This is a genomic window from Lentimicrobium sp. L6 (assembly GCF_013166655.1).
Classification (GTDB): domain Bacteria; phylum Bacteroidota; class Bacteroidia; order Bacteroidales; family UBA12170; genus UBA12170.
This window is the reverse complement of sequence record NZ_JABKCA010000068.1, coordinates 19910-27757: the sequence shown is the minus strand read 5'-3', so window position 1 is coordinate 27757 and position 7848 is coordinate 19910. Positions and strand designations below refer to the sequence as shown.

The following is a 7848-nucleotide window of genomic DNA, read 5'->3' as shown; positions in this document are numbered from 1 at the left end:
AATATACTCATATACAACTATTTGTGAACTAAATGGGTAACCCTATAAAATAATACTCTTATTTTCTGGTATCTCATCTGAATTTACATATTTAGTTATATGCAATTTATTATTCTTTTTCTTAATTAACAAACCAGGATCTGTACCTGAAATAAAACCTTTTGTTTTAGGATAAAGTTTTTTCAAAATAACAGTTTCACCATCATTGTCTATTGGTTTCAAAGTAAAACCACTGATATCATATGGTTTAATTCCACTATAAAATACAAATACTATTAATTCATCATTATAATGACAAAAGTATTCAGGCATTACTAGATCAAAATAAGATTCATTTCGTATTACACCCATTGTAAAGCAAGTATCTTTGGAATCATCATCTAATGAATGATATGCTGAAATAACAAACACGCTATATGAGTAAAAAAAAGGTCCACTGTTTTTGTCTTCTTCAATAAAATCATCGAGAACCTCTGAGATGTTTTTACCTGTAATACTAGAGCTGGTATTTTGAGCTACAATAATAGTTGTAAGCATTAGTAAAATTATTAGAAGTCTTGGTTTCATTTTATTTTTATCAGTTTTATCTTTGCGAATCAACCTAGCTAGTGTGGGATTCATCTGTAAATAGGGAATTATAATATATCTATAGCACTAATAGATTCATTTCTTAGCGTCCTTCGCGATTAATCTTAGCGTTCTCTGGGTGGAATTTTTATATGATTCTATTATTCTTCATCAACTGCTAGATTATTCGTGTAATCGCAGTAAAAAAGGTTAGAAATTTATTCGTGAATTTGTGGCCAAACTTCTAATACTCTAAAATTACTTCTTAACTTTCTGAGGAGGAATAATCCCATCATGAAGTAATTCCAAATACAGTTCTTCTACTTGCGCTTTGGCCCAAGGAGTTCTTCGTAGAAACTTTAGGCAGGAGCCAAAAGAGGGTTCAAATTGAAAGCAATTTATTTTGACTCTTGTAGCCATCATTTCCCAGCCATAATGCTCCTCCATATGTGCTAACATGTCTTTTAGCCTCACTCCGTGAAGTGGATTATTGGGTTGTTCTTCTTTTTGGCCTTCGTTCTTTTTCATGTTGGTCTCAAATTATCCGCAAATATGGTGTAATTCATCCAATAAACGGGTCTGTTTTTTAATAGGTAAATTTAGAGGAGTTAGTAGATCCTGGTTTTTCAACAACTGCTCACAGCTTATAATATCTTTGTCCATTAAACTCAGTTTTTCTTTCTTGGTGAGCTGAGTAAGAACAGTAATTGGGAATACCTTCACTCGTTCTATCATGTCTTTTAAACCATGGCCTTGAGGATAATCCCAGGCTAGGAGCTTCATACCACTGCAATTCCCATACTTTATGGAATCTGGCGAAAAGCGAGTGTTAGTTACCACCCATGCTTTAAAAGAAAGGCCTTCAAATTCGGGCATTTGTTCTCGCTTTCTGATGATGTCATTCACACGGGAACGCACATATAAGGGAACTTGTATGCTCACCGTTTTTCCTTGGTCTTTATGGTATTTGCATTCCATAATATGCTGAATATGTTTCTTGGTAGCTACCACATCCATCTCATGAGACAAACAGTGGCCATTAACCACCACGCCAACTTCTATTTCATATCCTTGCTTGGCAAAAAGCTGACCCATATATTGCTCAAAGGGATAGCCAGTTGGACCTAACTCAAAAATCGCCTTTTTGAGTTTGTAACGCATGGCTGAACTACCCTTGTCACGCTTGAGTAGTGAGAAAGCTCGAGAATATATTTTCTTAGTGGTGACGCCATCATAAACCCAATTTTCAATATCATGAACTACACGCATGATAGATTTTCTGTCGGCTCCCGAATTATGCAAAGAGCGTTCGAGTTTGGAAATCTCGAATATTTCCTCATCTCCAGAAGCTTTTCTGATGATGATATTTTTATGAAGGATTGTATTGGTCATATCTACAAATTTAGAATCCTCTTTACCCAAATAAAATTAGAAAAAGAGGATTCCAAAAGTACGAAATCTTATGCTTTATTATTTCACTAATAATTTTTCGGTATTACTAAAATTTGTTGCTTCTATCTTTACAAAATATAAGCCTTGAGATAAACCCTCTAGAGGAAGCTCAATTTGAAAAATTCCACTGGTCATTTCACCTTGATGTAATGTAGAAATAGTTTGTCCCATATTGTTAAGAAGGCTAACTTCTGTATATTGATTTTGTTCTAGATAAAAATTAATTCGAGCATTAGATATGGCAGGGTTTGGAAAGATTTCAATCTTCCCATTTTCAGTTTTTGGCATTTCAACGGTAGATGTATTCAATATAGGAGAACACATAGATGCTAAGCTACCAATACATAGTTTCGATGCTTCAAAGAAATAATCCATGTTCAAAATAGCAATTCTATCTTGCTCTGTATGATAATAAGGATTAAAATCACCACCATAATATTCTTCTATAATTAGAACCGCTGCATAGTCATTATTCCAAAAACTAGCATGGTCAGAATATACTGTTCCTGGCAATTCAAGAACGGGAACGATATCTAGTTCATAGATGTCATTTATTTCCACAATATAATCAGCCAATTGAGTAGAATTTGCAGTGTTAGAAGTATGAATTTCAAGTACCATATCCTCATCTTGATCCCAGGAAATCATATCCATATTGATAACGGAGTGAATGACATCTCCATTTGAAGCTGCTCTTGCTGCATAATCAGCACTACCGATTAAACCAATTTCTTCTTCATCCCAAAGTGCATAAATAATAGAATATTCAAACTCCATAGTACTTAAGATACGAGCAGCTTCAATAACAGCAGCAGTTCCACTAGCATTATCATCAGCACAGTAATAATCTACTGCATCGTAATGGCCACAAATCATATAATACTCGTCAGGATAAACTGTTCCTGGTTGCACTGCATAAACATTAATACCATCCAAACTATAGGCATCCCAAGTCGTTTCTAAACCTAGAGATTCTAAAGATTCGAAGATATATTGGGCAGCAAGGTTATTTCCCCAATTGCTCACTCTGTGTTCTATTGTTGTTGTTTCGCCATTTACAATGACTTCATCTTCACCACTTAGGTTCCTCATTTGATAGATAAGAGAATCTAAATTTACAGTATTGATGACGTTTTCAATCTGAGAGTCATGGCTTTGAGCAAAAGAAAAAAGGCCTGTAAAAAGGCAGATCAATAAAAAGGAAATGTGTTTCATGGTAGGTGTGTTTTGTGAATTTTCTAAAAAATAAGCAGGTGCTAAGATAAAAAAGAAAATCTTTAAGCACTGTACAATGACCAATATATCAGTAATTTGGAAAAATTCTAAGCAAGCATGATATTAATCCTATTCTTATGGATTATGTTGCTGCCTAATAAACGAAGCAATCCAGTTTTCAACTTCTTCATGTTGTTCAATAGAAGCACCAATAAAAGCATGATCCATGTTTTTAATTTCATGGTATTCATAGTTTAAGTGCCTTTCATCAAGCTTAGTTATCAGAACACTTGACTGCTGAAGAGGTACTATTCTATCTTGATTACCATGGATGATGAGTAGTGGAGGTATTTGGGGATGAAGATAGCTTATTGGAGAATATCGAGTTGTGAAAGCCTTGGTTTTTAGGCTGTCTGCTTTTGGGTTAAAACCAAATAATTGTTCGGGAATATTGATGCAAGCTTGTAGTCTTTCTGGAGCTTTTTCTATTAAAGAAGTGATGCTATCCACCAAAGTTGTCTCATATAAACTTTCCAAATGAGTAGGGCCATAAACATCTACTACATAATCAAGCTTGATTTCCGATTTAGAACTGGGAGAAAAATCATTAACATTGGAAAAGGCCACCATCAGAGCAATATGAGCTCCTGCAGACTCCCCAAAAACACCCACATTTTCTAAATCAAACTGATACTTATCAGCATGAGTTTCTACCCATTTTATGGCGTCAAAAGCGTCGATAATGCAAGCTGGAAAAGGAGATTGTTCTCGGCTTGCTAAGGTGTAATTTGCACTCACAATAGCATATCCGTTTTCTCGCAACTGGTTGATGGTTCCATTAAATCTATTGATATTGATGGCCTCTTTGGCTCCGCCTATCCAAGCACCACCATGATAGAATATTACAACTGGATGGTTTTGATAAACCTCCTGTGTAGGCATATAGATATCCAAATTCAGGTTAGCTTTATAATTCACCTGACGAAATACCTCACCTTTAATAATAGGGGCTTCATTGTAAATAAAGAAATAGGAAAAGCCTCCTGCGATAATCAAGAAAAAAGACAGGAGGATGAAAACAAAATTTCTCAGCTTCTTATTCATGAAAATTAGTTTTAAAATAGACTAATGTGCATCCAACCAATTTTCACCTGTATTCATATCCACAACTACTGGTACTTTGAGTTTTAGTGCTTCTCGCATTTCCCTTTCTACAATGACTTGCAATGTAGGAAGCTCCTCTTTTAAGGCATCAAACACCAATTCATCATGTACTTGTAATATCATTTTCGATTTCAGTCCTGCTTTTTGCATGGCTTCATAAATACGAATCATAGCTACTTTAATCATATCGGCAGAAGATCCTTGAATGGGAGCATTAATGGCATTTCGCTCTGCAAATCCTCTAACAATAGCATTTCTAGAGGTGATGTCTTTTAAATAACGACGACGTCCCATCAATGTTTCCACATATCCTTTTTCCTTGGCAAATGCTACAGTGGAATCCATGAAAGATTTGATGCCGCTGTATTTCTCAAAGTAGTTTTTGATGATGGTAGCAGACTCTTTTCTTGGAATCCCCAACCTCTCACTCAAACCAAAGGCAGAAATACCATAAATGATTCCAAAGTTGACTGTTTTTGCATTTCTTCTGATATCGCTGGTCACTTCTTCTAAGGGCACATCGTAAACTCGACTTGCAGTAGCCGTATGTATATCAATTCCTTCATTAAAATCGTGAATCATGGCTTCATCGCCACTCATACTGGCAATAATGCGGAGTTCTACTTGTGAATAATCCGCTGCAAACAAAATATGCTCTTCATCTTGGGGAACAAAGGCGCGTCTGATTTCTTTTCCTTTTGGGGTCCTAATCGGAATATTCTGAAGGTTGGGATTGGTGGAACTCAACCTTCCTGTAGCCGCCACTGTCTGATTATAGCTGGTATGGATTCTACCATCATTTTTATTCACCAATTCGGGTAAGGCATCAACATAGGTTGACTTGAGTTTGGTGAGGGAACGATAATCGAGAATATCGCGAATAATAGGGTGCTTACCTTCTAATTTCACCAAAATTTCTTCACCAGTACTGTATTGTCCTGTTTTGGTTTTTTTGGCTTTCTCAGATAGCATCATTTTGCCAAATAAAATGTCTCCCAGTTGTTTAGGGGAGGCTATATTGAAGGATTCGCCTGCGTGTTCATGAATTTGGGTTTCTAAAGCCCTGATTCCTATCGCTAGTTCCTCCGAGAATTTTCCTAAGGCAGAAACATCTAATTTCACTCCATTTCTCTCCATTTCTGCCAATACTTTGATTAGAGGCATTTCTACTTTGGCAAATAGCTCCAATAGATTTTTCTCGGCCAATAAGGGCTCGAAATGCATTTTGAGTTGCAATGTAATATCAGCATCTTCGGCAGCATATTTGGTGATGGTTTCCATGTCCACATCTCTCATGCTTCTTTGGTTCTTTCCTTTTTTGCCAATCAAAGACTCTATGCTCATGGGTTTGTAATTGAGATAGGTCTCAGATAATAAATCCATATTGTGGCGCATATCGGGTTGAAGCAGATAATGAGCAATCATAGTATCAAAAAGCTGACCTTGTACATCAATGCCATAGGATGCCAAGAAGGCAATATCAAATTTCAGATTCTGCCCAATCTTACCAATCTTGTCCGACTCAAATACCGATTTAAACTCATTCACTATTTTTTTGGACTCCTCTAAATCGTTTGGAAGTGGCACATAAACCCCAGTGTGAGGATTAAAAGAAAAAGACATTCCAACCAGCTCATCTGTTAAAGAATCCAGCCCAGTGGTTTCTGTATCGAAGCAAAAGGCCATAGCACTATTCAAAGTTTCTATCAAATTGGCTCTTTTCTGAGGAGTGTCTGCCACTTCATATTTATGCTCAATATCATCGATGGTTTTAAGAGTAGTCGCAAATTCTTCTACTACTTCTTCAGCACCACCAAACAGGTCGGTTTGCATTCCTGCCGAAGGAGCTGCAGCAATTGGGCTAGCTGTTTCTCCAAAAACTCGTTTAGCAAAGGTTCTGAACTCTAATTCGTTGAATAAGTCGTTTAGCTCTTCTCTTTTGGGTTCGTCCAATAACAGCTTATCCAATTCGAGTTCAACAGGAACATTCAACTCGATGGTGGCTAATCTTTTAGAGATTAATACAGCTTCAATAGCATCAGCTACTTTTATCTTCAATTTAGGATTCTTAATTTCATCCACATGAGCCACCATGTTTTCCACACTATCAAATTGTGCTATGAGTTTACGAGCAGTAACAGGACCTACTCCAGCAATACCTGGAATATTATCTACACTATCACCACTCATTCCTAGAAAATCGATAACTTGTTCGGGTCTTTTGACTCCAAAATTCTCACATATTTCTTTTGGACCTAAAACCTGAGCTGGGTTTCCGCTTTTGGCAGGTTTCACCATAAAAATATTCTCACTTACCAACTGTCCATAATCCTTATCTGGAGTCATCATAAAAGTATGAAGACCTGCTTTTTCAGCCTTTTTCGATAAGGTTCCAATCACATCATCAGCTTCAAATTTCTCCACCTCTATACGCTCCACTCCCATGCCATCGATTAGGCTTTTAATATAAGGGATGGCAGCAGTGATATCTTCTGGTGTTTTTTCTCTGTTGGCTTTATATTCAGGAAAGAAATCGCTTCTAAAAGTGAGGCCTTTGGGATCAAAAACTACCGCCATATAATCGGGCTTTTCATTTTGAATGACTTCTAGTAAAGTATTCGCAAATCCTAGAATAGCAGAGGTGTTAAGCCCCTTTGAGTTGATTCTTGGGTTCCTATTTAAGGCGTAATAAGCCCTGTAGATGAGTGCATAAGCATCTAATAAATATAGTCGTTTTGGTGTTGGCATATTTTGTTTTTTATTGGTTGGTAAAGGTAGCGCTTTTTAAGGAATGCCAATGGGCAATAAACACAAGTTTTCCCATTTGAAAGGAATCCAATTTGCCATCGTAAATGAATATTTTTAGGGCAAGTAAATAGAAGAAGCGGAGCAAATCCACACTTTAAAATCGATATCTAATTTAAATAAATAGAAAATCTAACCACTGATTCCGCTAATTTTCGCAGATTTCAGTGAGCTCGCTTCGGTTTGTGATAATCCGCGGACAAAATAAGCGTATGCGCTTGTCGTGTGGCAGTAGCCAGATAGGTGTTTTCTTTAGCTAGAATTACAAGCTGTTGCAGAAGAAGGCAGAAGGTCTTCAATATGAATAACCGCAGGCAAAGCCCGAGGTAATGAAACCCTTATTTTCAGGTTGGCTAGAGTGTCAAGTAAAAGAAATTGCTTTCTTTGCCGACCTATGCTCTAATCTCAGAATATACGCTATAAAAAAAACTAACGACGGAATACAATTCCGTCTGAGCAATAGTCAGGGCAACCTCACACTTTACTTAGCAAATGGTCAGCAAAGCTGACCATTTGCTGAAATCTGTGTTAATCTGTGATAATCCGCGGAGTCTGATTTACAAAGTTTATATTCCAGGCTTGCGAAGCCTTAAAAATAAGAGTTTACTTTCGTAAATGAAGATTTTTAAGGCAATTATAACGAAG

General features: G+C 36.7%; 6 protein-coding genes. All 6 read right to left on the bottom strand.

From position 1 onward, the window contains the following. Positions 1–42 precede the first annotated feature (42 nt). The 6 genes from HNS38_RS15825 to polA all read right to left on the bottom strand — a co-directional run bounded on the left by HNS38_RS15825 (position 43) and on the right by polA (position 7146). On the bottom strand, positions 43–621 hold the full coding sequence (locus tag HNS38_RS15825) for a hypothetical protein (protein ID WP_172346697.1): 579 nt from the start codon (positions 619–621) through the stop codon (positions 43–45). A 204-nt stretch (positions 622–825) separates the two neighbouring features. Then, complete coding sequence (locus HNS38_RS15820) at positions 826–1095, bottom strand: VF530 family DNA-binding protein (RefSeq protein WP_172276211.1); 270 nt, start codon at positions 1093–1095, stop codon at positions 826–828. A gap of 12 nt (positions 1096–1107) precedes the next feature. Continuing rightward, positions 1108–1959, bottom strand: a complete 852-nt coding sequence (locus HNS38_RS15815) for a restriction endonuclease (protein WP_172276213.1) — start codon at positions 1957–1959, stop codon at positions 1108–1110. A 78-nt stretch (positions 1960–2037) separates the two neighbouring features. Beyond that, entirely contained in the window at positions 2038–3234 is a 1197-nt protein-coding gene (locus HNS38_RS15810; RefSeq protein ID WP_172276215.1) for a M28 family peptidase, read from the bottom strand. Positions 3235–3369: 135 nt separating this feature from the next. Continuing rightward, entirely contained in the window at positions 3370–4338 is a 969-nt protein-coding gene (locus HNS38_RS15805) for an alpha/beta hydrolase (RefSeq protein ID WP_172276217.1), read from the bottom strand. A 21-nt stretch (positions 4339–4359) separates the two neighbouring features. Beyond that, entirely contained in the window at positions 4360–7146 is a 2787-nt protein-coding gene (gene polA, locus HNS38_RS15800) for a DNA polymerase I (RefSeq protein ID WP_172346696.1), read from the bottom strand. Positions 7147–7848: the final 702 nt, after the last annotated feature.

Excerpts from the sequence above, each read along its gene's own strand:
- HNS38_RS15825 (WP_172346697.1), bottom strand. The coding sequence starts at position 621 with ATGAATCCCACACTAGCTAGGTTGATTCGCAAAGATAAAACTGATAAA.
- HNS38_RS15820 (WP_172276211.1), bottom strand. The coding sequence starts at position 1,095 with ATGAAAAAGAACGAAGGCCAAAAAGAAGAACAACCCAATAATCCACTT.
- HNS38_RS15810 (WP_172276215.1), bottom strand. The coding sequence starts at position 3,234 with ATGAAACACATTTCCTTTTTATTGATCTGCCTTTTTACAGGCCTTTTT.
- HNS38_RS15805 (WP_172276217.1), bottom strand. The coding sequence starts at position 4,338 with ATGAATAAGAAGCTGAGAAATTTTGTTTTCATCCTCCTGTCTTTTTTC.
- polA (WP_172346696.1), bottom strand. The coding sequence starts at position 7,146 with ATGCCAACACCAAAACGACTATATTTATTAGATGCTTATGCACTCATC.
- HNS38_RS15815 (WP_172276213.1), bottom strand. The coding sequence starts at position 1,959 with ATGACCAATACAATCCTTCATAAAAATATCATCATCAGAAAAGCTTCT.